The organism is Streptomyces cyaneochromogenes, assembly GCF_003963535.1.
GTDB classification, from domain to species: Bacteria; Actinomycetota; Actinomycetes; order Streptomycetales; family Streptomycetaceae; genus Streptomyces; species Streptomyces shaanxiensis.
The window spans coordinates 5,414,863-5,440,874 of record NZ_CP034539.1 but is presented as its reverse complement, the minus strand read 5'-3'; the positions used below and the strand labels follow the sequence as shown (position 1 = coordinate 5,440,874).

Here is a 26,012-nt window from a genome sequence, read left to right as displayed (position 1 = left end):
GAGTAGCGTGGCGGACACCGGGAGTTCCCCGTACGCCCGCGGCCCGTCGGCGTCGTTCCTGGCGCACCACGGCACCGGTCCGTCGTACGGCGGCCCGGGGACAGGACCGCGACATGGCATCGCGCGCCGATGAACATGCGGCCCCCGAGCAGAAACGCTTCTCCCCGCCCTTGCCGGCCCGGCTCGCGCTGCGCCCGCCGACCATTCCGCCCGGCCCAGTGTGCGGTGCCTGGTGGCCCCGTTCCCGCGATCTGATGACCGAACTGCCCATACTCACCGACGCGTTCGACGCAAGGCGGGGGAGGTTGCCCGGTTTCGCCGTGCGCCGCGGCACCTGGCCGGAGGCGCCGTGCGACCTGCCTGCCGCCGGTGACACAGTGAAGACCGCGTGGTTCGCGTCCGGGTTCGACCCCTACACGATCCGCCTCTACTCCTACGGCGTCGGCCACTGGGATCTGCTGGTCGTCCCGCCCGGGACCGACGCGGCGTCGGCCGCACGGCTGATGACGGCAGCGGCCGACCCCGCGCTCCGCCTCACCGCGAGCGCGCTCGTCGCGGCCGAACAGCGTCGGCACGACCAGGACGGCGCCCGGTGGGAGCGGGAGCAGGTGGAGCAGTGGGAAGGCGAGGGCGGTGCACCGCAGCACCCCTCAGCCGGCCTTTCCTTCTTCCACAACTGTTACGGTCCGTGACCCCTGTATTGCGCTGCGCCCGGTAGGGTGAAATGACCGAGGGCCCGCCGCATACCGGTGACCGAACCGGTTTCGCTCCCGGCGCAGGACGACACCGGGCGGCTCGACGCCCGGGACAGGTGCCGCATCATGACAGGCCCCGCTGCCCGCCCTCGACGCCCGCGATCCGGACGCGGCCCCGCCTGACGCCTGCCACAGGTCAGCCACCGCGGCTGCCGCCGCCCGCGTCCCGGCACCCGAGTGCCCGGCCGGGCCGACCCGTCGGCCACCGCGATCCACTTCCTCGCACAGCTCAGCCGGGTGCAGGCCGTGAACCAGGGCCCGTCTCGGCCCGCCACACCGCCGCTCGTGACCGGCCCGGGCCCGCCCGCGCAACAAGCCCACCCAAGGAATTTCATGATCACCACAGTCCCGCCCGTACCGCCGCCCTCCCATCCCCTCCTCCGGCTGCGCCTTGCGCCCCACGGCACCCTGCCCCGCCGCCTCGACGGCGCGTGGTGGCCCCGCTCCTACGATCTCCTGGCGGAGCTTCCCCCGCTGCTCGCCGCGCTGCCGCGCGCCTGGGGGCACATCGCCAGTGTCACGGTGAACTCAGCCGCCTGGTCCGCGGCACCGGGCCGGATGTTCGTCTGCAACCAGGTCGTACGGCTGCGCAGGGCCGTCGCACCGCACGCGCCGAACACCGTCGTCCTGCTCGCCCCCGGCCACGGCCGCTGGGACCTGCTGGTCGTGCCGCCCGACATCACCGAGGAGGAGGCCGGGCCGCTCATGACCGCGGCAGTGGACGACCGCGCCCGAGACCGGCAGGAGTAGCTTGGACACCAGGAGGGCAAAGACGCAGGACGCCCTCCTCCGGGCAGCCGCTCGGCCACCGCCGACACCGGCAGCCGACGGCTCGCCCCACCCGGAAAGGCAGATGAGCGCGATGCCGGACTCCCCCACCCCGCATCCGGAAGGGCTCCTCGCGGACGGTGTACACGAGTCGGTGCGCCCCGGAACGGCTCTTTTGCGGCTCACCACCACCCACGAGCGCCAGGGCATACTCGACGGTGCGTGGTGGCCCCGTTCGAGGCACCTCGCCACCGAACTGCCCGGCCTGATCGGCGCACTGACCGAGCGCCTCGGGCCGGTCACCCGGATCGGCCTGGACTCCGGGGCCTGGGACGAGATGCCGACGCGGATGACGGTCGACGACCGGGTCGTGCACATCGACGCCTTCTCCCTGGGCGACGACACCGCGCTCGTGACTCGAGGAGACCAGGACTACTTCTCCCTGCTCGTGGTTCCGCCGGACACGCCTCCCGAGGCGGCGCGGGCCGCGATGGCCGAAGCGGTCCGTGCCGACAACCCCAAGCAGGCCGTGCAGATCCTGATCGACACCAGCACGGGCCAGGCCCGCCCCACCCAACCGGGGGCTGTCGACGACCATCGACGGGAAGGCCGGTGACCGAACCGGTGACCGAACGCCGATCGGTCAGGATCACCGGTGCGTCCAGCAGCAGAAAGTTCTGAGAGAACCGCGCCCCAGACGTGTGTGCTCGGCCAGGCAGGGGACTTGGTGTGCAGGACCGGTTCAGCAACGTTCCCCTGGGGACTGACCCAGCCCAGGCTTCTCCGGTTCAGCCAACGTGCCGGAGCAGCCGCTCATCAGGCAACGCGAGAGTGCCCTCCTCGCACACCGGAGAGCGACCTCGCGAGGCTTGATGTTGTTCCCCCGCGACGTCACGGTAGCGCGGCCACACCCCGGAGAATGTCCGCCGCCTTCAGCGGAGCGCCAGCACCAGCAGGCGGCGCGGAGCGAAGCGGGACGCCCCGCGCTCCTCGGCCGGGAGACAGCGCCAGCCCCAGGCCAGCAGTGCCCGGTAGGTGTCCAGGTCACGGCGGTCGACCAGGGTGACGCCGAGCGCGCCGATGTGGTCGCCGAGCAACCGCTTCTGCAGGCGCCGGGCGATGTTCCACTCGCGGGTCAGGTCATGGGTGCGCACCCGGCTCGCCACGAGCACGTCGGCGACCGCGAAGAGCTTTCCCGAGGCGGCGACGCGGAACAGGTTCTCCGGGAGATACTCGTCGAGGCCCTGCCACCAGGGGCCGGCGCCGCGCACGGGGAAGCCGTAGGCACATGCCGTGAGGTGAGTGGCGCCCGAGGGGCGTACGGCCTCCGCGACGAGCAGCTCGAACCCCGGCCGCCGCATATGACCCGCGAGCCGCTGCCGGAAGGCATCGGACCCGGCCTGGTCCGACAGGTCCGAGATCCCCGGCTCGCTCGACGAGGTGTGAGCGTACAACTCACCGAGCTCCCACATCCGGTCGTCGACCTGGCGCCGGGTCAGCGGCCGGACGAACTCGCCCCTGTCGGGCGACGCCCCCTGTCGGCGCCGCGACTGGGACGGTATCTCGGGAGGCGTCCCGTGCCGGCCCGGCATCCCGGGGCGGGCGGTCGCCGGGCGGTCCGGCATGTGCGCGGTCATGAGGCGAACCCTGCCCCGGGCCCGGACGGGGTCCGGCCCGGCGTCGTCGTTCGCCGAGAACGGCACTCGGCACATGAGCCGGCACACGAGAAGCCCTCGGCGCCTTCGAGGCTACGCCCGCCCCGGAGGCGGACGGGGGCGTAGCGCCGCGTCGGCCCGGATGCGGTCGGGACACCGTCAGGTGCACGCCTCGTCAGAGAAGTGTGCAACTGCGCAGCGCACCTCGCGCCGGACACGCCATCCGGCCGAGTCGAGCGAAGAGTCCGCCGAGACGGGACTCGGTCCGCCGTTCCTCGGTCTCGTGCCCACCGCGTGCCCTCAAGCACGGACAATCACGGTCGACAGCGGTGCGCCCAGGCTCGCGCGACAACACGCACGCGATGAATTGCCGCAGGTCACCTACCGTGTTGTCCCGCAAGCGCCGTCGCTTCCCAAGCTGAGAGCGCGAGTTCGATTCTCGTCACCCGCTCCATGATGGAACCCCAGGTCAGTGGCCTGGTGTTGTCTTGTCCACACTGATTTGAGGCTGGCGCGCCCCTGTGCGTGCAGCAGGTGCATCGGTCAGTTCGGCGGCACCACCACCGTCCCGGCAGGAGCATGTGAGAGCCCCGTGGTCAACGCACGAGGCAAACACGCCCCCTGGGGGATGATGGCCGCCATGCGCATCCGCATCGACGCCGTCGACCTGCCCGGCCTAGCCTGCCCAGCCTCCGTCGACGGCACGGTCCCGGCGTACGGCAACATCCACGTCGCCGTGCAACGTCGCGACCGTCCGGCCGAACTCCTCGCGCCGCAGCCCGGCGACGCACCGTCCGCGACATGGACCCTGGAGTGCACCACGAGCGCTTCGCCGACCGGCACCGAGGTCAAAGGCCCCTACGTGCAGGACCGTCTGGGCCGGCGGTTCATCTACCTGTCGTGGGGCACGGTCGACGAGTCGGGCACCTTCACGATGTTCCGCCGTGCCAAGCTCCTGCTCGACGTCATACCCGCCGACGTACTCGCCGCCGCCGCACGCGACGGGCTGCTGGTCGGACGCCTCGGTCTGACCGACGGGCAGGGCGGGCCCCTGTGCGCACGAGTCGAGCCCCCGCACATCACCTGGACCGCCGAACGCGCCGACTAGGAGATGCCGCACACGAAGGACGACGTGACACGGCGTCATCGGCGAGCAAGCCGACCGCGCCCGGACCGCACGCGCTGCCATCGGCGTCGTCTCTTCTGGGCCGATGTGACCTTCATCGCGATAGTGAGGTACCGGCGCGTTCGCCGTTGTCCCATCCGTTGATGACGATGGCAGCGGCGCACAGCTCATCGACGGAGGTCGTGGCCCTGTGGCCGGAAGGGTTCGGCAGGAACACTGCATCCGTGCGGATCAATATCTGTATCCGTGAAGTGAGAAATAGGTGCGGCACACGGCGAGTATTCCTGGACCGCCAACCCGAGCGGAATCATTGACCACGCAGAGCCGACCGCGTCATGCTAACGTCGATCTCAGTTGCAGGTGTGGTTGCCAGAAGGTTCATTTTCCGACGGGGTAATCAGCACGGCGACGCGGAATCCGCACAGGGTGAATTCCGGACATCGTCTCCGAAGGAGAAATGAAATGGCTACTGGCACCGTGAAGTGGTTCAACGCGGAAAAGGGCTTCGGCTTCATCGAGCAGGACGGCGGCGGCGCCGACGTCTTCGCCCACTACTCGAACATCGCCACCCAGGGCTTCCGTGAGCTGCTGGAAGGCCAGAAGGTGTCGTTCGACATCGCGCAGGGCCAGAAGGGCCCGACGGCCGAGAACATCGTTCCCGCCTGACACCGGCAGCAACGCATACTTCGCAGCTGGGGCCCGCACCTTGGGGTGCGGGCCCCAGCTCGCCGCATTTCAGGGCGCGTGACGGGAAGACCCACCCCATCACCAAAGGGTGACGTATCCCCCCCGTCGATACGACTCGGCGCCCATCATCTCCGGCTCGTTCTCGCGATTCTCTGCGCCGTTCATTTTGCTGCGGAAATTCCTTGCTACGTGCCTACGTGCTCACATCGAGGAAAGGTTCCGCTTGAACCGCGCACGCACCGCCCGCACGACCCGTACCAACGACCGCGCCCGGGGTTCCGCCGCCAAGCGCTCGGGGGCTCCCCGGCGCTCCAAGGGCAACGATCGCCGGCAGAGCGCACCCCAGGGCGAGTTCGCGCTGCCGGTGACGGTCACGCCCGCGCTGCCCGCCGTCGAGTCGTTCGCCGACCTCGCCCTGCCCGCGCCGCTGCTGGCCGCGCTCGGTCACGAGGGCTTGACCGTACCGTTCCCCATCCAGGGGGCGACCCTGCCCAACTCCCTTGCCGGCCGTGACGTGCTGGGCCGCGGCCGCACCGGTTCGGGCAAGACCCTCGCCTTCGGCCTGGCGGTACTGGCTCGTACCGCGGGCCGCCGCGCCGAGCCACGACAGCCGCTGGCCCTGGTCCTCGTACCCACCCGCGAGCTGGCCCAGCAGGTCACCGACGCGCTCACCCCGTACGCCCGCTCCGTGAGTCTGCGGCTGGCCACCGTGGTCGGCGGGATGTCGATCGGCAAACAGGCCGGTGCACTCCGCGCCGGCGCGGAGGTCGTCGTCGCGACCCCGGGGCGACTCAAGGACCTCATCGTCCGGGGCGACTGCCGACTGGACGACATCGCCATCACCGTCCTCGACGAGGCCGACCAGATGGCCGACATGGGTTTCATGCCCCAGGTCACCGCGCTGCTCGACCAGGTGCGCCCCGGAGGGCAGCGGATGCTCTTCTCCGCCACGCTGGACCGCAACGTCGACCTGCTCGTCCGCCGCTACCTGACCGACCCGGTGGTCCACTCCGTCGACCCGTCCGCGGGAGCGGTCACCACGATGGAGCACCACGTGCTCCACGTGCACGAGGCGGACAAGCACCGTACGACCACCGAGATCGCGGCACGAGACGGCCGCGTGATCATGTTCCTGGACACCAAGCACGCCGTGGACCGGCTGACCAAGCACCTGCTGAACAGCGGCGTCCGCGCCGCGGCCCTGCACGGTGGCAAGTCCCAACCGCAGCGCACGCGGACCCTCGCCCAGTTCAAGACCGGACACGTGACGGTACTGGTGGCGACCAACGTCGCGGCCCGCGGCATCCACGTGGCGGGCCTCGACCTCGTCGTCAACGTCGATCCGCCCACCGACCACAAGGACTACCTGCACCGCGGCGGCCGTACCGCCCGCGCCGGAGAGTCCGGCAGCGTCGTCACCCTGGTGACCCCCGGCCAGCGCCGCGGCATGAACCGCCTGATGGCGTCGGCCGGCATCACCCCGCAGATCATCGCCGTACGGTCCGGTGAGGCGGAGCTGACCCGCATCACAGGCGCCCAGGCCCCTTCCGGTGTTCCTGTCGTCATCACCGCACCGGCCGTGGCACGCCCCCGCCGTGCCGTGTCCTCCGCGCCTCCCTCGTTCCGAGGCCGCCGCGACCGCTCCGCCCAAGGGCGCCCCACCGGACAGGCGAAGCGGCGCAGGGCACAGCGGCCCGCCTTCGACCCGGCGGCCTAGGGGCATCGATCAGACACTCACCCAACTCCGAGGAGGCCGCTTTGACACCGGTTCAGACGCAGCGACGACAGGCGGTCCTCTCCCCCATGAGCGCCGACGACATGGCGGCGGACGGGCCTCGGGTCAGTGACGACATGACCGTCGAGGTCGCCCTGTCCGTCATGGCCAGTGCCGGTGTCGAGTGCCTCCTCCTGTGCGACGGAGACGACCAGTGCACGGGCTCGATCACCCTGGCCGAACTCGCCGTCCACCGCGGCAGTTCTACGTACACGGACCAGATCCGGCTACGGGACGTCCTCGCGGATCGCCTCCCCCGATCAGCCGGTTCTCCTTCTCCCAGCCCGTTCTTCTTCCCTGTGAGGGCATCATGCGCTGTGTCATCGCCCGGTACCCGTTCGACCTGACCAAAAGCGGAGTGCTGGCCTCGATGAAAGGCATCACGCCCGAGCTCATCACGGGTGAGTCCGTGACCATCGGCCGCCGCCGCTACCCCGTCAAGCAGGTCGGACAGGTCATCACCCGACAGGACCGCCGCGACTTCACCGGCGGCGAAGTCATCCGGGCCATGACCCGCCTCGGCTTCACCTGCCACGCCCACCCCGACGCCACGCCAGTGCCTGTCCCCTCTCCCCTCCAGTCCGCGTCGGCATTGCTCGGCGCCGCCGCCCTGGACGGATGAGGACGGGCGGCAAACCGCCATCAGGATCCCCGTGAGGGCCCTGCCGACATGTGTCGGCAGGGCCCTCACGGCTGTCTCGCCGTCCGTTCTCCGCGGCTGGACCGCCAGGCCGCCATCCGTTGCTGCAGGTCGCAAGCTACCTGTTCCCCCACAAGGCTTAAATCTGTTCTTGCCAGAGTAGACATTGAGCTCTGGCGCGGTTAGCCTTTTTCTCGTAGACATCGGTCGAGCGAAGCCCGGCAGACACGAACTGGCGGGTTGCAGTACATGAGGTTCGCAGGTCAGTGCGGTTCTGGAGTCCCGAAGCCAAGGTTTTCGCAGGACGGTGACGGGGCTGAGGACCGCACTGGGCGGCTCGCAGGTCGAGGGGCCGCCAACAGCACCACCGAGCAGTACCGCAAGTACCAGTTCATCAAGTTCGGAGATAAGGACGGAGGAGCAGACGCCATCAGGATCGCCCGGTCCGAGAAGCACTCGCCCCGGGTACCGCAAGACCCCGGATTGGAAGGTGGTCCCCGGTCACGCAGCCGCGATCCCCGCACCCCCCTTCTGCAGGGCTGGTAGCGGAAACAGAAGGTCGGCACAGCATTAGGGCCGACAGATGGTGTTGAATTTCCTTCGGGGCCCTGGTGCCGTACGGCACCAGGGCCCCTCGACGCGTTGCACAACGAGGTGACATGACAGCAGATATCCCCCTCAGTGATCGTCTGGACGACGACGACTACCCCGCATACACGATGGGGCGGGCCGCCGAGATGCTCGGCACCACCCCGGCCTTCCTCCGAGCCATCGGTGAGGCTCGTCTGATCACGCCGCTGCGCTCGGAGGGCGGACACCGCCGTTACTCCCGCTACCAACTCCGGATCGCGGCGCGCGCCCGCGAGCTCGTCGACAGGGGCACCCCGATCGAGGCCGCTTGCCGCATCGTCATCCTTGAGGACCAGCTCGAGGAAGCTCAGCGCATCAACGCCGAGTACCGCCGGGCCGGGCATGAAGCGCCCGGAAATTCCGTCCCCGGTGCCAGCTGATCACGTGAAAGCGTGCCGGTCGGCTCGAACACCTACTACGCCCGATCGACCATGAGCGCCCGCACGGGAAGCAGGTCGTGCGCCGCGAGCCCACGTCCCGCGGCGGGGGCAGCGGGGGCGCGCCTCCATGGTCGTCCACCTCTCGCCCGTCGTGCCCATAGCGTGCCCTTCAGAGCGGACAACCTCGGTCACCAGCGGTGCCAAAAGACCCTCACCCCTGCCGCTGCGTAGCGCATCTACCCAGGTCAGCGGCCATACGGCCACGCAAGCGCCGTCGCTTCCCAAGCTGAGAGCGCGCGTGGGCTCCTCGTTGTGGTGCGCGGAGTTGCCCTTGTGATGCTTCGCCCGCTCGGAGCGGACAAGGTCATCCAGCCCGGAGGCCACCTCTCGATGCCGCGGTGATCCGGGCCGACGGCCGCTTGGAAGGCAACAGTCCGTCAGGAACCTGGGGACGACGGGATGGAGCGGGTCATTCCCCGGGGAGTGTTTGGGCGGCTGTGCCGGAATCCTGGCCGAGGTGTCGTCCACCGGACGGCGCCTGACGCGGCAGGAGATCGGTCCCGGCGCTTCTTCGGCGAACAGGCCGCGGAGGCCGGCTACGGACTGCGGGCCCTGCCCTCGACCAAACGCCGCATCACCTCCAGATACGGCGCCGACGACAAACAGGGCCGGCCCGAGCACGAAGTACACCATCACCCGGGCCGGCAGCAGACGCCTGCGGTGCTCCTTACGACCAAAGGCCGCCACCGCACGATCCACCAACTCCGGCGGATACACCCAGGTCAGCAGACCCTTACCGTACGCCCGCAAACCAAGACAACGGCATTGGCTCTAGGGGGTGTCCCGCAGCAGGTCGTGGGTGGCCGCGAGGTAGCCCGCCTGGAAGCGGCTCTCGGCGTGCAGCTCCTGGAAGAGGTCCGCTATGTGTTTGCGGCAGGTGCGCAGCGAGATGCCCAGACGGCGGGCGATCACCTCGTCCTTCAGGCCCTTGCTCAGCAGTCGCAGGATGCCCTGGCGCAGGCCGTCGACTGCGGCCTCGGTGCGTTCGGCCCCGCAGAACGGGGTGGCGTGGTCCCAGGCGCGGTCGAAGGCCTCGCACAGGAACGCCACGGCGGCGGGGGAGCGCAGCACCACCGCCCCACCCCGGCGTTGATGGTGGGGGATGAAGGCGATCCTGCGGTCAAAGGCGATGAGCCGCCCGAACAGGTCGGTCATCGTGCGGACCTCGGCGCCCGCGGGGGCGATCCGGTCCACATAGGCCTGGGTGGGCGCGTGCCGCCGGGCGGAGTGCTGGTAGAGCGTGCGCATCCGCACCCCTCGGCCCAGCAGCGCGGTGTCCCGGGCCACGGCCTGCTCCAGTTCCGCCGTGGGACGGCCGCCACCGGGCTGGCAGGTGATCATCTCCTGCTCGCACTCGGCGCTGGCCTGCTCGATCAGTGTGATCACGTCGTCGAGCGAGTCGACCACCTCGATCGCCTCGGGCGGCTGGGACCCGCGGTGGGGGCGAGCCGGGTAGGACGAGGCGAGGGCGGTCACTAAGTCGCGCCGCGCGTCCAGCTCGTAGAGCCGCCGGCGCAGCCGTGATTCCGCGCTCGCCATGTGGGCGGTGGCCAAGTGCGGGTGGACGGCGCGCCACCAGGGGCCGCGGTCGCACATCCCGTCGAGATTTTCCGAGTCGTTCACCTGGCCGATCAGGTGGAATCCCTTCAGGGCTTCGATGGCCTCGGCCGCCTCGGATTCGCTGATGTCCAGGACCATCGCGGCTTCTTTCGCCGTGAAAAAGGCCTGGGTCGCTCCCCAGTGATAAAGCCGAATATGGTCCGGCGAGAGTCCCCGGAGAAGCAACGAAGGATCGGATTCAAGGATTTTGTCCATTTCGTCCCCCCTGCAGTTTCCTGTTCGCATCATCATGCGGGACGACGTCCCTGGACGACCATGCAGGCGGGATTACAACATCGTGAAAGGGCTGATTTTACGGTCGGCCGGTCATGCGGTGTCTCGATTCTGGGGGAAGTTTCCATGAAGAAGTCCATGTTTGCCGTTTTTGCTCTCCTGGTGACTGCCGGGCTTGCCAGTGGTGTGCACTCGGTCGCCGCGCGGGGCGCGGACGGTGCGCCGGCGGCAGTAGTGGCCGGAAACACCGGTTCCGCAAGCGCCGTCGACGCCCCGCTCGGCGACAGCGGCTGGAGCTAGGAATCCCCTCGTCCGATCGGCCCGCTGAGCAGTGGAGAAAGTGACGTGAACAGACTCGACGCAGCCCAGGAAATCACCACGGAAAGCGTCCGGCTGCTTCTTGCCGACATCCTGGGTACCGAAATTTTCGATGACCTGACATTCCTGTCGCAGGGTGGCGACTCCTATCACGCGGTATTGGTGGTCGAGCGCGTCGAGGAGCTCTGGGGTATCGAGGCCGACTTCACCGCCGTACTGCGGTCGACCCCCGGTGAATTGGCGGAAGCGCTTGGCGCGGCGACCCGTCCGTCATGACGGGGCCACATGCATCGGTCGCAGTCGGCCCGGGGCAGCCCGTCCCCGCCGGTGCCACCGCTCACGAGGCGGTACTGCGGCAGGCCGCCCGGTCCCCGCACGCCACCGCGCTGCACGGACCGGGCGGTGCCCGCGTGTCCTACGCAGAACTGGTCGCCCGCGCCCGCGCGGTACGGGACATGCTCACCGAGGCCGGAGCCGCGGAGCGCGGCTTCGTACCCGTGATCGCCCGGGCCGGCGCGGAATTCGCCGTGGCCGCGCTCGGCGTGCTGCTGGCGGGTGCCGCCTACGCCGCCGTGGACCCGGACTGGCCCGCCCGGCGGGTGCGCGAGGTGATCGAGGACCTCGGCGCGCGCGTGGTCCTCGACACGACCGGCGGCGCGGCCCCGCTCCCGGCGGGGACCCCGGCCGTCCTGCTGCCCGGCACCGGCGCCGCAAGGACTGGAACATCCGACACCGGTCTGCCCGGCGTCGGCGCCGACGACCCCGCCTGCGTCTTCTTCACCTCCGGCTCGACCGGCCGCCCCAAAGGTGTCGTCCTGCCGCACCGGGCCTTCGTACGGACCTTCGTCGACGGCGGATACGCCACGTTCGGACCCGGCACGGTCATGCCGCTGCTCGCCGCGCCGTACTGGGACGCCGGCGCGCTGGAGGTCTTCGGGCCGCTGATGAACGGCGGCTCGTGCGTCACCCCCGACGAGCCGCTGATCACCCCCGATGGGCTGCGCGCCCTCGTCACCGGACACGGTGTCGACACGCTCTGGCTCACCAGCTCCCTGGTCAACCTGATCGTCGACGAGGATCCCGGAGCGTTCACCGGCGTACGGCATCTGCTCTGCGGTGGCGAACGGCTCTCCCCGCCGCACCTCGCAGCCCTCCTCGACCACCACCCCGGCCTGCGCGTCACCAACGGCTACGGGCCCGTCGAGTCCATGGTCTTCGTCAGCACGCACGACATCCGCCGCGCCGACACCGCCGACCCGTACGGCATCCCGGTCGGCCGCCCGGTCCGCGGCACGGTGCTCGCCGTCCTCGACCCCGAGACCCGGTGCCCCGTGGCCCGCGGCACCGAGGGCGAGCTGTGGGTGGCCGGTGACGGACTCGCCCTCGGCTACCTCGACCGGCCGGAGGAGAACGCCCGCCGCTTCGCCGCCGTCGCCCTCCCGGGCCGCGGCACGGTGCGCGCGTACGCCACTGGCGACCGGGTCCGTATGGACGACGAGGACCGACTGTCGTACGTCGGCCGGGCCGACCGACAGTTCAAGATCCGCGGGTACCGGGTGGAACCCGGCGAAGTGGAACGTCGGATCACCGCACTGCCCGGCATCCGGCACGCCTACCTCGTCCCGCTGAGAGACGACCACGCCACGGTCACGGGGACGGTCTGCGCGTACACGACGCAGGACGTGGCGCCGTTGCCGGAGACAGACCTGAGCCGCACGGCCGCCGAGACCCTCCCGGCGTACCTGCGCCCCGACCGCTTCCTGCATCTGCAAACGGTGCCGCTGGGGCCGACGGGCAAGGCGGATCTGCGGGCGGTGGAGGCGTGGGTACGGGAGCGGGTTACGGCCGGGGCGGGGACGGTGGAAGCCGCTGGGGCGGATGTCAGCCCCGCCCTGCGCGAGGCACGGGCCATCCTCGCGGCGCCCGGACTGCGTCCCGACTCCGACCTGCTGACGTCCGGCGCCAGTTCGCTGCACGTGCTGCGGATCGCCGCCCGGCTCTCCCGGCTGTTCGCGGTGCAGCTGTCGGCCCGTGACGTGTACGAGCACCCGAACGTGGCCGCCCTGGAGGCAGTCGCGGCCGGCCGGCGGTCCGCGGACCCGGCCGCTGACGCGGTCCCGGGCGATCCGGCCGCTGACGCCCCGGCCGACCCGGCCGACCTGTCCCCCGGTGAACGCCGCTTCTGGCTCGCCTCCCGGCTGGCCCCCGGCGCCCCCGGCCACGTCGCGGTCAGCCGGGTCGAGGTGACCGGCCCCCTCGACCTGGACCGGCTGCGGCACGCCCTGACCGCGGTCGCCGCCGCCCAGCCGGCACTGCGCACCACTTTCCCCCGCGAAGGCGGCCGCCCGCGCCGGAGGACCGCCGAGACCTCGCCGCCGCCCCCGCTGCTGAGCGGCACGGTCTCCGAGCAGGCCCTGACCCGTGAGCTCACGGCCCTGGTGGGAGACGTGGGAAGCGGCCCGCTGTTCGCCGCCGGTGTCGTCGAACCGGCGGCCGGGCGGCGGCTGTTGCTGCTCGCCGTGCATCACATCGTGTACGACGGCCGGTCCGAGGAGATTCTCGTGGCCGACCTCGCCGCCGCCTACGCGGGCCACGCCCCGGAGCCGGTCTCCGTGCCGCCCGTCGACGCGGAGCGTCCCGGCCGTGCGGCGGCGCGGGAGTTCTGGCGTGGGCGGCTGGCCGGGCTCACCGCGCCCGAGTGGCCCGGCAGCGAGGCCCCCGGGATGCGGGAGGTGTGGACGCGGCCCGTCATCGCCCACCACCTGGACCTCGGTCCACGGAACACCGCCCGGCTGCGGGAGTCGGCCGCCCGTGCGCGGCACCCCGTGCTCGTGCCGCTGCTCGCCGCCTGGTGGCGGGCGCTCGCCAAGGTCACCGGGCAGCACGACCTCGCCGTCGGCACCGTCGTGGAGGACCGCGCGGCCGCCCACGAGCGCACCGTCGGCTACTTCGCCAACGGCCTGCCCGTACGGATCGCCGCCGACCCGTCCCTGGACGGCCCGGCGCTGCTGGCGCTGGTCCGCGAGCGGCTCCTGGAGGTCTTCGCGCACACCGCCCTCGGCACCGACGAGGTCGCCGCGCTGGCCCCCCGCCCGGCACCCGGCCGCGCCCCGCTCTACCAGAACCTGCTGGCGCTGCAGCGGGTGGCGGCCCCGGCCGAGGCGGACGGGGTGCGGTTCGCGCCGCTGCCCGCGCCCGCCCTCGGCTGCCAGACCGAGCTGACGTGCGAACTCTGGGACGACGGGAGGTCCTTCACCGGCGCCGTCACGGCGCCCGAGGGCCTGCTGAGCCCTGCCGCGCTGGCCGAGACCGCGGCCCTGTTCACCACTGGCCTCGCCGACCTCACCGGCCGCACCGATCTTCCGGGAGACCCCACATGACCGACCCGCACCTGGCCGCCCCGCTCTCCTGGACGCAGGAGCGGATCTGGTTCGAGGAGCAGCTGCGCCCGGGTGACACGGCGTACCACATGCCGGTGATCCTGCGGGTGCGCGGCCCCCTCGACGTCGCCGCACTCCAGGCCGCCGTGGACGCCCTCGTGGCCCGCCACGACGCCCTGCGCACCGTGTTCGAGGCAGCGGACGGTGAGCCCCGGCAGCGGGTGCCGGCCGCGGTGACCGTGCCGGTCCGTATCCAGGACGTGCGCGGGCTCGCCGATCCGGAGGCGGCGGCGCACGCGGCGCTGCACCGGGCCGTGCGCGAGCCGTTCGACCTGGGGCACGGGCCGCTGCTGCGGGTCGTGGCCGTGCGATACGGCGACGACGCGCACCTGCTCCTGCTGTCGGCCCATCATCTGATCGCGGACGGACAGTCGTTCGCGGTGCTCTTCGCCGAGCTGCCCCTGCTGTACGCCGACCCCGGCGCCGCTCTGAAGCCGCTCCGGCGCGGCTTCGCCGAGGCCGTGCGGGCAGAGCGCGAGCGGCTCGGCGAGGCGGGCGCCGACGAGCTGGTGGCGTGGTGGCGAGAGCACCTGGACGGGGTGCCCCGCGTGCTGGAACTGCCCGCCGACCGCCCTCGTCCCGCCGTACGCGGGCATCGCGGTGCCCGGGTCCGGTCGGAGCTGGACGCGTCGGCCGGGGCGGCTGTGCGGGAGCTGGCCCGTGCCCATGAGGCGACGCCGTTCATGACGCTGCTCACCGCGTTCGGTGTCGTACTCGCCCGGCAGAGCGGGCAGGAGCGGATGCTCGTCGGCACCCCGGCGTCCACGCGCGGCCCCGGTGACCGCGAGCTGGTCGGCTGCTTCCTCAACACCCTGCCCCTGAAGGTGGACGCGGCGGGCGATCCGGCGTTCGCCGAACTCCTCGGCCGGGTCCGCGACGACGCGTTGGAGGCATTCGCCCGGCAGCGGGTGCCGCTCGGCAGGCTGGTCGCGGATCTCGCGCCGGAGCGTGATCTGTCCCGGGGCCGGCTCGTGCAGGTCTTCTTCAACATGCTGCCGCCGGTCGGCGCCCCGGTCCTGCCCGGCTGCACGGTGGAGCAGCTGCCCTTCGGTGACATCGACAACAAGTTCGACCTCACCCTGTACGCCGGCGCCCGGCCCGACGGCGGCTACACGCTGGAGGCGGTGTTCGACGCCGGTCTCTTCGACGCCGGCCGGATCGAGGACCTGCTGGGCCAGTTCCGCGCCGTACTCTCCCAGGCGGCGGCCGAACCCGCCCGCACCGTACGGGACTTCGACCTGGCGACCGCGCGGTCCGCCACCCTGCTGCCCGACCTCGGCGCCGACCTGGCGCCCGCCGCGCCCGAGCCGCTCGCCGACCGGCTGGCCAAGCACGCCGCGACCACCCCGGACGCCCCCGCCCTGATCGCCGGCGACCGCGTCTGGTCGTACGCCGAGATCGAGCGCACCACCGACCGGCTGGCCCGGCTGCTGCACGAGCGCGGGATCCGGCCCGGCGATGTGCTCGCCCTGCACGCCGCCCGGCATCCTGCCGTCGTCCTCGGGATCCTGGCCGCCGTCAAGGCGGGCGCGGTCTTCGCGGTCCTTGACGCGGACCACCCCGACGACGCGCTGCGCGCCCGCGCCGAGGCCCTCGCCCCCCGGGCCTGGATCTCGTGCGCCCCCGGCCTGCCGCTGCCCCGCTTCGTCACCGGACCGGTGCTGCGCATCGAGCCCGGTGAGACCCTCGACCGCGCCCTGAGCGGGCTGCCCCACGGCGCCCCCGCAGCCGTGCCCGGTCCCGACGCCGACGCCTATGTCGCCTTCACCTCGGGCAGCACCGGCAGGCCCCGCCGGGTCGTCGGCACTCATCGCCCGCTCACCCACTTCCTCGACTGGTACACGCGCGCCTTCGAACTCGGTCCCGGCGACCGGTTCGCCGTGCTGTCCGGGCTCGGCCACGACCCGTTCCTGCGGGACGTCCTCGCCCCGCTGTGGGCGGGCGGGGCGGCCGTCTTCCCTGCCGCCGACGTACGGGACACCGCTGCCCTCGCCCATTGGCTGGGCACGGCCGCCCCGACCGTCGCCCACCTCACCCCGGCCCTTGCCCGTGCCCTGGCCGACCAGGCGGACGGGACGGCCGGCTGGCCCGCGCTGCGGCTGGTCGGCTTCGGTGGCGACACCCTCACCGGCCGCACCCTGCGCGCCTGGGCCCGGCTCGCCCCGGGCGCCGACCTGCTGAACCTCTACGGCGCCACCGAGACCCCGCAGGCCGTGTCCACGCACCTCGCCCACCGGGCCGGAACGCCGGCCGACACCATCCCGGCCGGTCCGGTGCCACTCGGCCCGGGCATCGAGGGCGTGCAGCTGCTGGTTCTCGCCGGTGACCGCCCCGCCGGGCTGGGGGAGATCGGCGAACTCGTCGTACGGACGCCGTACCTGGCCCGGTACGGCGATGAGGGGGACGCCTCCGGCTTCGTACCCGATCCGTTCCCCGGGCGGACCGGTGAGCGGGTCTACCGGACCGGGGACCTCGCCCGGCTGCGCCCGGACGGGCTGCTGGACCACCTTGGGCGGGCTGACCGGCAGGCCAAGGTGCGTGGGCACCGGGTGGAGCCCGCCGAGGCCGAGGCCGCGCTCGACGCGCTGCCCGGGATCCGGCAGAGCGCCGTCCTCGCGCTGCCGGACGGCGACGGCGACCACCGCCTGGTGGCCTTCCTGGTGCCCCGACTGGCAACAGCCACAGGCGGGGCCGCTCCCGACCTCACCGAGGTGCGCGGCTCGCTGGCCCGGCGGCTGCCCGGCCACCTGGTGCCGTCCGCGTACGTCGTCCTCGACTCGCTGCCGCTCACCGCCAACCGGAAGACCGACCTGGACGCCCTGCGCGCCCTGGAGCACCGGGCCGAGGCCGCCACCGGCGGCTTCGTCGCCCCGCACGGGCCGGTGCAGGAGCGGCTCGCGGAGCAGTGGCGGGTGCTGCTGCGCCGCGAACGCGTGGGTGCCACCGACGACTTCTTCGCGCTCGGCGGCCACTCCCTGCTGCTGACCCGGCTACTGGCCCGGGTGCGCCGGGAGTTCCCCGGTGCGGCTGCCGAACGGCTCACCCTCCAGGACCTGTTCGCGCATCCGACCGTCGCCGCCCTCGCCGCCCTGCTGGACGAGCAGGACGACACGGGCACAGCCCCGTACGGAGACATTCCGCGCACCGACCCCGGCGAGCCCGCGCCGTTGTCCTGGACCCAGGAACGCCTGTGGCTGGAGGAGCAGTTGCGGCCCGGCGACGCGGCCTACAACATGCCCGTCGTGCTGCGGTTGCGCGGCCCGCTGGAGTCGGCGGCGCTGCAAAGGGCCGTGGACACGGTGGTGGAGCGGCATGCCGTCCTGCGTACCGTGTTCGAGGCCGGTCCGGGCGGCACCCCGCGCCAGCGGGCCGTGCCCGGCGCCCGGGTCGTCGTACGCACCACGGATCTGTCGGACCGCCCCGACCCGGACGCGGCCGCCGTGGCCGCCGCGATGGACAGCGTCAGGGAACCCTTCGACCTCACGCGCGGCCCCCTGCTGCGGGTGGCGCTGCTGCGGATCGGCGACGGTGATCACGTGCTCGCGCTGACGGTGCATCACATCGGGTTCGACGGCTGGTCGTTCGGGGTGCTGCTGCGTGAGCTGTCGGCCGCCTACCAGGGCGATGAACTGCCCGAACCAGCACTTCAGTTCGCCGATGTGGCCCGCTGGGAGCGCGCCGACCTGGACGGGCCCGTCCTCGACGGCCTGGTCGACTGGTGGCGCGGGCATCTCGACGGCGCCCCCCGGGTGCTGGAGCTGCCCACCGACCGGCCGCGCCCGGCCGTGAGCGCCCACCGGGGCGCCCGCCGCCGGATCACCGTGGACGCGGCCACCTCGGCGGCGCTGCGCGAGCTGTCCCGGGCGCACGGTTCGACCCTGTTCACGACCTTGCTGTCCGCCTATGCCGTCGTGCTGTCCCGCTGGAGCGGCCAGGAGCGGCTGCTGGTCGGCACGCCCGTGGCCAACCGGCCGCGGGCCGAGTTCGAGGACCTGCCCGGCTGCTTCCTCAACACCCTGCCGCTCCGCGTCGACCTCGACGGCGACCCCGCCTTCGGCGAACTGGTGGGCCGGGTGCGCGACAGCGCGTTGGAGGCTCTCGCCCACCAGCGCGTTCCGTTCGGGCGGCTGGTGAGCGAGCTGGTCCCGGAGCGGGATCTGTCGCGCGGGCCGCTGGTGCAGGTGCTGTTCGCCCTCCAGAACGTGGAGCTGGGCACCCTCGACGTGCCGGGCCTCAGCGGCGAACTCGTCGAGGTGTCCGCCGCGAACAGCCAGTTCGACCTCAACCTGCGGATGATCGACACCGGGCGGGAGCTGATCGGCTGGCTCGACCACGACGTGGAGCTGTTCGACACGGCCACCGTGGAGCGGTTCGCCGAGCACTTCACCAATGTGCTGACCGCCGTCGCCGCCGACCCGTCCGTCCTGCTCTCCGGCATCGACCCGCTCGGGTCCGACGAGCGTGCCCGGCTCCTGTACGCCTGGAACGACACCGCCGTGGACTGGCCGGCCGGCGACACGCTGACCGGGCTGCTCGCCGAGGCCGCCGCCCGGCACGGGGACGCGGTCGCCGTACGGTTCGCGGACCGCGAGCTGACGTACGCCGAGCTGCACGGCCGTGCCAATGCGCTCGCGCACCGGCTGCGGAGCCTCGGCGTCGGCCCGGACACCGTGGTCGGCGTCCACCTGGACCGTTCGCCGGAACTGATGGTGGCCCTGCTCGCCGTGCTCAAGGCGGGCGGCGCCTACCTGCCGCTGGACACCGGGTATCCGCGGGAGCGGCTGGCGTTCATGCTCGCCGACGCCCGGGTGCCGGTGCTGCTCGCGCGTTCCGGCGGGGGCGAGGCGCTCGCCGCCGACGGGATCGCCGTCGTCGCCGTGGACGACCGGGCCGGGGACGGCTTCCCCGGGACCGAGCCCGAACCGGTCGCCGGACCCGACCACCTGGCGTACGTGATCTACACCTCCGGCTCCACCGGCCGCCCCAAGGGCGTTCAGGTGCCGCACCGGGGGATCGTCAACCGGCTGCGCTGGATGCAGGACGCGTACCGGCTGACCGGCGCGGACACCGTGCTGCAGAAGACGCCGATCAGTTTCGACGTGTCGGTGTGGGAGCTGTTCTGGCCCCTGCTGACGGGCGCCCGGCTGGTCCTCGCCGCCCCCGGCGGGCACCGCGACCCCGACCACCTGGCCGGGCTGGTGCGGGACGAGCGGGTCACCGTCTGCCATTTCGTGCCGCCCATGCTGGATGCCTTCCTCGCGGCGGGGCGGGCCGCCGACTGCGGCTCGCTGCGCCTTGTGGTGTGCAGCGGCGAGGCCCTCCCGGCGGACCTGGCCCGCCGATTCCACCTGGCCCTGCCGCAGGCCGCCCTGGAGAACCTCTACGGCCCCACCGAGGCGTCCGTCGACGTCACCCGCTGGACCTCCCGCCCCGACTGGACCGGCGCCGCCGTCCCCATCGGCACTCCCATCGCCAACACCCGTACCTACGTTCTCGACGCCCTGCTGCGGCCCGCCCCGATCGGCGTGCCCGGCGAGCTGTATCTGGGCGGGGTGCAGCTGGCCCGTGGCTACGGCGGGCGGCCCGAGCTGACCGCCGACCGCTTCGTGCCCGACCCGTACGCCGATGAGGCGGGCGCCCGCCTGTACCGCACCGGGGATCTGGCCCGTCGGCACGCCGACGGGTACGTGGAGTACCTCGGCCGGACCGACCACCAGGTCAAGGTGCGGGGCTTCCGTATCGAACTCGGCGAGATCGAGGCGGCGTTGCTGGACCTGGACGCCGTGGGGCAGGCGGTTGTGCTCGTCCGCGAGGACCGGCCGGGAGACCGGCGGATCGTCGCCTACCTGACCGAGCGTCAGGAAGTGTCGGTGGGCGCGCTTCGCTCCGCCCTCGCCGAGCGGCTGCCCGAGCACATGGTGCCCAGTGCCTTCGTCGTGCTCGACACGCTGCCGCTCAGCCCCAACGGCAAGGTCGACCGGGGGGCCCTGCCCGCCCCGGACCGGGACGCCGGGACGGCGGGCGAGCACATCGCCCCGGCCACCCCGCAGGAGGAACTGCTCGCCGGGCTGTGGCAGCGCGTCCTCGGCCTCGACCGGGTAGGCACCCGGGACAACTTCTTCGAGATCGGCGGCGACTCGATGCACGCCGTCCGGATCGTCGGCCTGGCCCGAGAGGCCGGTCACGAGATCCCGCTCCAGCGGCTGTTCGCGGCGCAGACCGTCGAGGACCTCGCCCGCTGGCTGGCCGAGAACAGCGAGAGCGCCGCAACCAGCGGTGCCGGATCCGCCCGCCAGGAGATCGCCGCGTTCGGCCTGCTGTCCCCGGAAGACCTCGCCCGCCTCACGTCCCGATGACCCCGCCCCGGCTCCCCGCGCCCCACTCCGGAAGGAACCCCGTGCCGTCCCACGACGACAGCGCCGACACCGCCGCCATCATCGACGCCTATCCGCTGACCCTGCTCCAGGCCGGCATGCTGTTCCACAGCCATGCCGACGGCAACACCCCCACCTACCACGACATCTCCGCCGTCCGGCTGTCCGGCCCGTTCGACGAGGCCGTCCTGCGCGCCTCCCTGGCCGGGGTGATCGAGCGCTCCGACATCCTGCGCAGCTCCTTCGACCTGACCCGGTTCAGCAGACCGATGCAACTGGTGCACGCGTCCGTCGAGCCACCGCTGACCGTGGAGGACCTGCGCGGCCTGGAACCGGCCGAGCAGGAGCGGCGGGTGGCCGCCTGGACCGAACGGGAGAAGGCGACGCCGTTCACGCTGACCAGCGCCCCGCTGCTCACCCTGCACGTGCACGTCTTCGCCGACGACGACTTCCGGCTCAACCTGAGCTTCCACCACGCGATCCTGGACGGCTGGAGCCTGTCCCTGGTCACCTCCCAGCTGATCACCGGCTACGACGCCCGGCTGGCCGACCGGCCCGACCCGGCGACCGCCCCGGCGACCCGGTTCCGGGACTTCCTGGCCCTGGAACAGGAGGCCCTGGCGAGCGAGGAGTCCCGCGCGTACTGGGCGGACGTGCTGGAGGACACCGACTTCACCGCGCTGCCCCGGCAGGCGGACCCGGAACTCGCCGCCGTACGCGAGGCCCGCGTGCACGAGGTGCCGCTGCCCGAAGGGCTGGGGGAGCGGCTGCGCGCGGTGGCCGCCGAGGCCCGGGTGCCCGTGAAGTCGGTGATGTTCGCCGCCCACGCGCGGGTGCTGTCGCTGCTGTCCGGGCAGAGCCGGGTCGTCACCGGCCTGGTCGGCAACGGCCGCCCGGAGACCGCCGACGGCGACCAGGTCGTCGGCCTGTTCCTCAACACCCTCCCGCTCGTCGTCGACGTCACCGCCACCACCTGGACCGAGCTGGCCCGGCGTGTCCACGGCGCCGAGAGCGGCGCGCTGCCGCACCGCCGCTACCCGATGGCCCAGATGCTTCAGGACCAGCGCCGGTCGCACTTCTTCGAGACGGTCGTCGACCACCGCAGCTTCCGCAGCTACGACATGGAACTCGACCAACTCGCCGTCACAGGCGGCGAGTTCTTCGAGCAGACCAACTTCCCCTTCACCGCCAACTTCGGCACCGACCCGGTCACCGGCGAGGTCCGGCTGCGGATCAACTACGACGCCGCCGAGTTCACCGCCGCCTGGATCGACACCGTCGGCGGCTACTACGCCGGCGCCCTCGCCGCGCTCGTCGCCGACCCGCACGCGGCCGTGCACGCCACCCCGCTGCTGGGCGCCGCCGACCTGGACCGGCTGTTCACCGAGTGGAACGACACCGAGGCCGGCTGGGACCTCGACCGCACCCTGCCCGAGCTGCTCGCCGAGCGCGCCGCCAAGCACCCCGACCGCACCGCCCTGCGCTTCGGCGACACCGTCCTGACCTACGGCGAGTTCAACACCTGGGCCAACCGGCTGGCCCATGAACTGCGCGCTCTCGGGGTGGGCCCGGACACGTTGGTCGGCGTCCACCTGGAGCGCTCGGCGGAACTGATCGTGGCCCTGGTCGCGGTGCTGAAGGCGGGCGGCGCGTACGTCCCGCTGGATCCCGGGTATCCGCGCGAGCGACTCGAGTACATGCTCGACGACGCCCGGGTGCCGGTGCTGCTGACGGGCGTCGGGCTCGCCCCGCCCGCGGTGCCCGACGGGACCGCCGTCGTCGAGGTGGACCGTACGGTCGCGGGGGACCGGCCGGAGACCGATCCGCTGCCGTACGCGGGCCCCGAACACCTCGCGTACACGATCTACACCTCGGGCTCCACCGGCCGTCCCAAGGGTGTGCAGATCCCGCACCGGGCGCTGCTCAACCTGCTGTTCTCCTTCGGCCGTGACCTCCGACTGACCGAGGAGGACCGGCTGCTGGCGGTCACCTCGCTGTCGTTCGACATCGCCGCCCTGGAGGTCTATCTGCCGCTGCTCGCCGGTGCCGAGCTGGTCGTCGCCGCCGACATCGCGGTGGACGGGCCCCGGCTGCGCGAGGCCGTGGAGCGCTCCGGCGCGACCGTCGTGCAGGCCACCCCGTCCAGCTGGCGGCTGCTGGTCGAGGCCGGACTCGGCGAGGACGAGCGGCTGCGGGTGGTCTCCGGCGGCGAGGCGCTGCCCGAGGACCTGGCACAGGAGCTGACCGCCCGTTTCCCGGTGGTGTGGAACGCGTACGGGCCCACCGAGACGACCATCTGGTCCGCCCTGGACCGGGTACGCCCCGGCGAGCCGGTCACCCTGGGCCGCCCGATCGCGAACACCCGCGTCCACGTCCTCGACGCGTCCTTCGCCCCGGTCCCCGTGGGCGTCCCCGGTGACCTCTACATCGCCGGTGACGGGCTGGCCCGCGGCTACTCCCGGCGCGGCGACCTGACCGCCGACCGCTTCGTGCCCGACCCGTACGCCGACGCGGCGGGCGCCCGTATGTACCGCACGGGTGACGTGGCCCGGTGGCTGCCCGACGGGCGGCTGGAGTTCCTGGGCCGATCCGACCACCAGGTGAAGGTGCGCGGCTTTCGCATCGAACTCGGTGAGATCGAGACCGTGCTGTCCCGGCATCCGGGTGTCGGCCGGGTTGTCGTCATGGCACGTCGTGACCAGCCCGGCGACGTCCGCCTCGCCGCCTACCTCACCCCCGAGGGCGACGCGGCGCCGAGCGTGGGCGAGCTGCGCGAGCTGGCAGCCGGCTCGCTGCCCGAGTACATGGTGCCCGGTGCCTTCGTCGTGCTGGACGCCTTTCCGCTCACCCCCAACGGAAAGGTGGACCGCCTCGCCCTGCCCGCCCCCGGCCGTGAGGAGACCGCCGCCGGTGCCTTCGTCGCGCCGCGCACTCCCACGGAGGAGGCCATCGCCGCGATCTGGCGGGACGTCCTCGGAGTCCCGGAGGTCGGGGTCACCGACGCCTTCCTCGACCTTGGCGGCAACTCCTTCTCCGCGCTGCGCGTGATCATGCGGCTGCCCGAGATCACCGACGCCGAGGTGCCGGTCGCCGCGCTGTTCGAGGGCGGCACCATCGAACGGCTCGCCGAGATCGTCAGCGGCGAGCGGCAGCAGGCCGCGTCCACCCTGGTACCGCTGCGCTCCAGCGGCACCCGCTCCCCGTTCTTCCTGGTGCACCCGCTGGGCGGCAGCGTCTTCTGCTACTCCGAACTCGTCGACGCCCTCGACCCCGACCGCCCGCTGTACGCGTTCCAGGCGCCGGAGTACGCGGGCCCCGACGTGCCCCGCCCGGACAGCATCGAGGACATCGCCGCGCTGTACCTCTCCGAGGTCCGCGCCCGCCAGCCCGAGGGCCCGTACTTCCTGGGCGGCTGGTGCATGGGCGGCATGGTCTCCTACGAGATGGCCCGACAGCTGGAGGCCGCCGGCGAGGAGGTCGGCATGCTGACGATCATCAGCGCCAGCATCGACGACCCGGTCCCGCCGCGTTATGCCACCAGCGAGTCCGCCGCCATCCTCGGCGCCTTCGCCGGCAGGCTCGACGTCACCGAGGCCGAACTGGAGGCCCTCGACCCCGAGGCCCGCCTCGAACACGTCGTACGGCTCACCCAGGGCACCAGCGACGAACGGGCCGACGCCCGCTCGGTCGAGGACCTGCGCCGACTGGTCCAGCTCTACACCCGGCACGCCCGCGCCCTGCTCACCTACCGCGACACCCCGCGCGAGCCGCTGCGCGGCGACGCGGTGCTGATCCGCGCCGAGACCGAGCTCTTCGAGGGCTGGCACATGGGCTGGCAGCCGCGCGTCGGCGGCACCCTCCTGGTCGACGAATCGCCCGGCAACCACTTCAGCATGCTCGAACAGCCCAACGTCCCCGAGGTCGCGCGCCGCCTGGAGGACGCGGCCGCCGGCCGCCCGCACGGCGTCGTCGCTGAGTGACCCGATCCCCCAACCCCTCTTACAGGAGCACCTCATGAGCGACGCCGCGACCGTCGGGGAAGCCACCTCGCCGCCCACCCCCAGCGTCTGGCGCAACGCCGACTTCACCCGGCTGTGGACCGGGCAGACCGCCTCCCTGTTCGCCGCCCAGATCACCGAGTTCGCGCTGCCCCTGGTCGCGGTGCTGGCCCTGGCCGCCAGTTCGGCGCAGGTCGGCCTGCTCACCTCGGTGGTCAAACTGCCGTACCTGCTGGTCTCGTTGTTCGCCGGCGTGCTCGTGGACCGCGTCCGGCGCAAGAACATCCTCGTCGCCACCGACCTCGCCCGCGCCCTCGTGCTGTCCGTCGTGCCCGTCCTGTACTGGACCGACCAGCTCGGCATCAGCTGGCTGTACGTGCTCGGCTTCTTCGCCGGCTGCGGCAGCGTGCTGTTCGACGTGGCCGGGCAGGCCTATCTGCCCCGGCTGGTGGAGCGCGAGCAGCTCACCGCCGGCAACTCGGCGCTCGGCACCAGCCAGTCCGCCGCCACCATCGGCGGACCCGCGCTCGGCGGTGTGCTGGTGCAGTGGCTGACCGCGCCCGTCGCGGTGCTGGCCGGAGCCGTGTCCTACCTGGCGTCCGCGCTGACCATCCTCGCCATCCGGCACAAGGAGAAGCGGGAGGAGCACACCGAGGGCGCCTCCCCGGCGGGGACGCTGCGCGAGGTGTGGTCGGGCCTGAGGTTCGTCTTCGGCAACGAGCCCTTGCGCGCCATGACGATCATGGCGTCGATCTTCAACCTGTCCTTCACCGCGCTGGAGGTCGCCTTCGTCCAGTTCATGCCCCGCACGCTCGGCCTGTCGGCCGGCGAGATCGGCCTGGTCATGGCCGCGCTGGGGCCCGGCTTCCTGGTCGGCGCGGCCTTCGCGGGCCGACTGCCGCAGCGCTTCGGCTACGGCCGCACCATGCTGACCACTGCCTCGATCGCCAACCTCGTCATGCTCGGCATCTCCGCCGTGCACGGCTCCGGGTTCCTGGCCGTCGGCACCCTGATGCTGATCAACTTCCTGTTCGCGTCGTTCGGCGTCGCCAACAACGTCACCGTGCTCAGCATCCGGCAGACCCTCACCCCCGACTCCCTCCAGGGCCGGGTGGCCGCCACCAACCGCTTCGTCGCCATGGGCATCGCCCCGGTCGGAGCACTCCTCGGCGGTTTCCTCGGCGGCACCGTCGGCCTGCGCGGCACGGTCCTGATCACCGCGATCGGCCTGTCCTCCGCCCTGCTCCCGCTGGCCCTCTCCTCGCTGGCCCGGATCAGGTACGACCTGCCGGCCCCGCTCACTGCCGACCCCGCCCCACTCACGCCCGACACCAAGGAAGCACCTCATGCCTGAGCAGAACACCCTCCGTCACCTCGTGGTCGTCAACCACGAGGAGCAGTACTCGGTGTGGCCCGCCACGCTGCCCCTGCCCGCCGGCTGGCGCGCCACCGGGTTCGAGGGCAGCCGCGAGGAGGCTCTCGCGCACATCGGCACGGTCTGGACCGACCTGCGCCCGCTCAGCCTGCGCTGAGCCGACCGGACGTGACCTGACCGCCACCGACCACCCGTACCG

At 72.3% G+C, this 26,012-nt stretch carries 19 protein-coding genes; 16 read left to right on the top strand and 3 right to left on the bottom strand.

All coding sequences use genetic code 11. The features are described from left to right. Positions 1-113: 113 nt before the first annotated feature. The 3 genes from EJ357_RS24680 to EJ357_RS24670 all read left to right on the top strand — a co-directional run bounded on the left by EJ357_RS24680 (position 114) and on the right by EJ357_RS24670 (position 2,139). The gene (locus EJ357_RS24680) at positions 114-692 is read left to right on the top strand and encodes a DUF5994 family protein (protein WP_126393720.1); all 579 of its coding nucleotides are present in this window, start codon (positions 114-116) and stop codon (positions 690-692) included. Between the two features lie 396 nt (positions 693-1,088). Then, on the top strand, positions 1,089-1,505 hold the full coding sequence (locus EJ357_RS24675; protein WP_126393718.1) for a DUF5994 family protein: 417 nt from the start codon (positions 1,089-1,091) through the stop codon (positions 1,503-1,505). A gap of 112 nt (positions 1,506-1,617) precedes the next feature. After that, positions 1,618-2,139: a DUF5994 family protein gene (locus EJ357_RS24670; protein WP_126399950.1), complete on the top strand. Its 522-nt coding sequence runs from the start codon at positions 1,618-1,620 to the stop codon at positions 2,137-2,139. Positions 2,140-2,455: 316 nt separating this feature from the next. On the opposite strand, the gene EJ357_RS24665 is transcribed toward EJ357_RS24670, so the two are convergent. Further along, positions 2,456-3,160, bottom strand: coding sequence for a hypothetical protein (locus tag EJ357_RS24665; protein ID WP_126393717.1), 705 nt, complete (start codon positions 3,158-3,160; stop codon positions 2,456-2,458). A gap of 658 nt (positions 3,161-3,818) precedes the next feature. On the opposite strand from EJ357_RS24665, the gene EJ357_RS24660 reads away from it, so the two are divergent. The 6 genes from EJ357_RS24660 (at position 3,819) to EJ357_RS24635 (ending at position 8,415) form a co-directional block, all read left to right on the top strand. Then, positions 3,819-4,286 (top strand): DUF5990 family protein, encoded by a 468-nt coding sequence (locus tag EJ357_RS24660; protein WP_228472580.1) that lies wholly within the window; start codon positions 3,819-3,821, stop codon positions 4,284-4,286. Positions 4,287-4,766: 480 nt separating this feature from the next. Next, positions 4,767-4,970, top strand: coding sequence for a cold-shock protein (locus EJ357_RS24655; RefSeq protein ID WP_028799214.1), 204 nt, complete (start codon positions 4,767-4,769; stop codon positions 4,968-4,970). 244 nt (positions 4,971-5,214) lie between these two features. Next, on the top strand, positions 5,215-6,708 hold the full coding sequence (locus tag EJ357_RS24650) for a DEAD/DEAH box helicase (RefSeq protein WP_126393716.1): 1,494 nt from the start codon (positions 5,215-5,217) through the stop codon (positions 6,706-6,708). Positions 6,709-6,794: 86 nt separating this feature from the next. After that, entirely contained in the window at positions 6,795-7,112 is a 318-nt protein-coding gene (locus EJ357_RS49515; protein WP_228472579.1) for a CBS domain-containing protein, read from the top strand. Continuing rightward, a complete protein-coding gene (locus EJ357_RS24640; RefSeq protein WP_126393715.1) occupies positions 7,076-7,387 on the top strand; it encodes an SCO5918 family protein in 312 nt (103 codons plus the stop codon). Before EJ357_RS49515 ends, EJ357_RS24640 begins: the two co-directional genes overlap by 37 nt. A 677-nt stretch (positions 7,388-8,064) precedes the next feature. Then, positions 8,065-8,415 (top strand): helix-turn-helix domain-containing protein, encoded by a 351-nt coding sequence (locus EJ357_RS24635; RefSeq protein ID WP_126393714.1) that lies wholly within the window; start codon positions 8,065-8,067, stop codon positions 8,413-8,415. Here EJ357_RS24635 and EJ357_RS24630 read toward each other — a convergent pair whose 3' ends face one another. Further along, positions 8,416-9,162: a transposase domain-containing protein gene (locus EJ357_RS24630; protein WP_267132862.1), complete on the bottom strand. Its 747-nt coding sequence runs from the start codon at positions 9,160-9,162 to the stop codon at positions 8,416-8,418. Positions 9,163-9,246: 84 nt separating this feature from the next. Continuing rightward, a complete protein-coding gene (locus EJ357_RS24625) occupies positions 9,247-10,173 on the bottom strand; it encodes a helix-turn-helix domain-containing protein (RefSeq protein WP_175647509.1) in 927 nt (308 codons plus the stop codon). 261 nt (positions 10,174-10,434) lie between these two features. Here EJ357_RS24625 and EJ357_RS48430 point away from each other — a divergent pair, with 261 nt between their 5' ends. Genes EJ357_RS48430 through EJ357_RS24595 form a run of 7 tightly spaced genes read left to right on the top strand, consistent with a single transcriptional unit; the run spans position 10,435 to position 25,970 of the window. Further along, entirely contained in the window at positions 10,435-10,608 is a 174-nt protein-coding gene (locus EJ357_RS48430; protein ID WP_175647508.1) for a hypothetical protein, read from the top strand. Between the two features lie 45 nt (positions 10,609-10,653). After that, entirely contained in the window at positions 10,654-10,902 is a 249-nt protein-coding gene (locus EJ357_RS24620) for a phosphopantetheine-binding protein (RefSeq protein WP_175647507.1), read from the top strand. Continuing rightward, positions 10,899-14,006: an AMP-binding protein gene (locus EJ357_RS24615; protein WP_126393710.1), complete on the top strand. Its 3,108-nt coding sequence runs from the start codon at positions 10,899-10,901 to the stop codon at positions 14,004-14,006. The genes EJ357_RS24620 and EJ357_RS24615 overlap by 4 nt, the downstream gene beginning before the upstream one ends. Continuing rightward, entirely contained in the window at positions 14,003-20,422 is a 6,420-nt protein-coding gene (locus tag EJ357_RS24610; protein WP_126393709.1) for a non-ribosomal peptide synthetase, read from the top strand. The genes EJ357_RS24615 and EJ357_RS24610 overlap by 4 nt, the downstream gene beginning before the upstream one ends. Before the next feature lie 41 nt (positions 20,423-20,463). After that, positions 20,464-24,420, top strand: a complete 3,957-nt coding sequence (locus tag EJ357_RS24605; RefSeq protein ID WP_175647506.1) for a non-ribosomal peptide synthetase — start codon at positions 20,464-20,466, stop codon at positions 24,418-24,420. Between the two features lie 34 nt (positions 24,421-24,454). Next, positions 24,455-25,792 (top strand): MFS transporter, encoded by a 1,338-nt coding sequence (locus EJ357_RS24600; RefSeq protein ID WP_126393707.1) that lies wholly within the window; start codon positions 24,455-24,457, stop codon positions 25,790-25,792. Next, positions 25,785-25,970, top strand: coding sequence for an MbtH family protein (locus EJ357_RS24595; protein ID WP_126393706.1), 186 nt, complete (start codon positions 25,785-25,787; stop codon positions 25,968-25,970). Before EJ357_RS24600 ends, EJ357_RS24595 begins: the two co-directional genes overlap by 8 nt. The last annotated feature ends 42 nt before the right edge of the window (positions 25,971-26,012 follow it).

Excerpts from the sequence above, each read along its gene's own strand:
- EJ357_RS24680 (WP_126393720.1), top strand. The coding sequence starts at position 114 with ATGGCATCGCGCGCCGATGAACATGCGGCCCCCGAGCAGAAACGCTTC.
- EJ357_RS24640 (WP_126393715.1), top strand. The coding sequence starts at position 7,076 with ATGCGCTGTGTCATCGCCCGGTACCCGTTCGACCTGACCAAAAGCGGA.
- EJ357_RS24660 (WP_228472580.1), top strand. The coding sequence starts at position 3,819 with ATGCGCATCCGCATCGACGCCGTCGACCTGCCCGGCCTAGCCTGCCCA.
- EJ357_RS24600 (WP_126393707.1), top strand. The coding sequence starts at position 24,455 with ATGAGCGACGCCGCGACCGTCGGGGAAGCCACCTCGCCGCCCACCCCC.
- EJ357_RS24615 (WP_126393710.1), top strand. The coding sequence starts at position 10,899 with ATGACGGGGCCACATGCATCGGTCGCAGTCGGCCCGGGGCAGCCCGTC.
- EJ357_RS24635 (WP_126393714.1), top strand. The coding sequence starts at position 8,065 with ATGACAGCAGATATCCCCCTCAGTGATCGTCTGGACGACGACGACTAC.
- EJ357_RS24665 (WP_126393717.1), bottom strand. The coding sequence starts at position 3,160 with ATGACCGCGCACATGCCGGACCGCCCGGCGACCGCCCGCCCCGGGATG.
- EJ357_RS48430 (WP_175647508.1), top strand. The coding sequence starts at position 10,435 with ATGAAGAAGTCCATGTTTGCCGTTTTTGCTCTCCTGGTGACTGCCGGG.
- EJ357_RS24610 (WP_126393709.1), top strand. The coding sequence starts at position 14,003 with ATGACCGACCCGCACCTGGCCGCCCCGCTCTCCTGGACGCAGGAGCGG.
- EJ357_RS24655 (WP_028799214.1), top strand. The coding sequence starts at position 4,767 with ATGGCTACTGGCACCGTGAAGTGGTTCAACGCGGAAAAGGGCTTCGGC.
- EJ357_RS24675 (WP_126393718.1), top strand. The coding sequence starts at position 1,089 with ATGATCACCACAGTCCCGCCCGTACCGCCGCCCTCCCATCCCCTCCTC.
- EJ357_RS24595 (WP_126393706.1), top strand. The coding sequence starts at position 25,785 with ATGCCTGAGCAGAACACCCTCCGTCACCTCGTGGTCGTCAACCACGAG.
- EJ357_RS24625 (WP_175647509.1), bottom strand. The coding sequence starts at position 10,173 with ATGGTCCTGGACATCAGCGAATCCGAGGCGGCCGAGGCCATCGAAGCC.
- EJ357_RS24670 (WP_126399950.1), top strand. The coding sequence starts at position 1,618 with ATGCCGGACTCCCCCACCCCGCATCCGGAAGGGCTCCTCGCGGACGGT.
- EJ357_RS49515 (WP_228472579.1), top strand. The coding sequence starts at position 6,795 with ATGAGCGCCGACGACATGGCGGCGGACGGGCCTCGGGTCAGTGACGAC.